The organism is Microcystis sp. LE18-22.4A (genome assembly GCF_027531105.1).
Taxonomy (GTDB): Bacteria; Cyanobacteriota; Cyanobacteriia; order Cyanobacteriales; family Microcystaceae; genus Microcystis; species Microcystis aeruginosa.
Genome location: NZ_JAPZRB010000322.1, coordinates 1 through 1,118, shown reverse-complemented (window position 1 = coordinate 1,118; position 1,118 = coordinate 1). Strand labels below are relative to the sequence as shown.

General features: G+C 50.4%; 1 protein-coding gene. It reads right to left on the bottom strand.

Annotated elements, in window-relative coordinates:
* The coding region (locus O9295_RS14355; protein WP_288033460.1) for an ATP-binding protein at positions 1–788 on the bottom strand (788 nt) is incomplete at its 3' end.
* Between the last annotated feature and the right edge of the window lie 330 nt (positions 789–1,118).

Here is a 1,118-nt window from a genome sequence, read left to right as displayed (position 1 = left end):
ATGAGAACGGCAATTAGTAGGGGAGTACCGTCGATCCACTGGGTATGGTCATAATTATTACCCTCTAACCCCAAATATTCTTCCTTGACCACCCGTTTCGCTAACATGGGATTACCGATCGCCCGTTGTTGCCAATCGGCCAGTTTACCCGGTGTCACCTGCAATCCCAAATCGTTTGCTTCCCCCTCCATAATTTCGCGGATCGCCCTTTCTGGTAAAGCTTCCAATTCGATGCGGGGAAGCTTCAAAAAAATATCTCGGGCCGGGGGGTAAGTAGCCAACAATAATATCGGCTGTCCCTGTAAATGCAGTTTTTCCAGCCAACAACGCAGGGAAACGGGAAACCTGTGGGCATTGTCCATGACCAGAAAAGCGACGTTATTTTCTAACCATTCGGCGATGGTTTCCTGTAACTGTTGTGCCGTCATCGGTTTGCCCTCTAGCGTCTCCGTATCTACCCCCAAATCCCCGGCGATTTCCAGAGGCATCTGTTTGACCGTGCCGATGGCAGGGGCGGCCACGGGAAACCCCCGCCCCCACAAGTCCTCAATTACCCGCTCCGCTAAAAAGGTCTTTCCCGCACCAGCTTCCCCCACCACCAACAAACTGGCATCGGCTAGTAGGGCGGCCACCACCCGCTCTTTTTCTGCTCCCCTATAGCAGGGGATTGAAAGGGAATCATCAACGGAACGGATCGACAAAGACTGACGCTCACCGTCCGCTCCAACCCCGTAGGTATAGACCCGCGCCTCCCCGTTAGCCAATCTCCTTCTGTGTCGCTCGATCATCGTTCCGATTCCCAGTTTCCTTTCTACTATAGTTCCCCTTCATCTTTACTAGGGGATAACTCTGTACTACTTTACTTCCGGTGAGAGAAAGTGAAGTATTCGTGGCATCCTAGAGATAGGTGGTAAACCTTGACAATTGCATTGATAATAATCGATAGTTTTGCTGGATTTACTCTATCCATCACTAAAGGGCGGGTAGGCGATCGCTTAAGAGGAATAATCGAAATCAGTTTTGGAAGTTGGGGAAATGCCGGAACGATTACTAAGACTAGACGATTTAAAGACTTTAACTAGCCCCGATGGGGTAGCGTCCCTATTCCATCGGTTAGG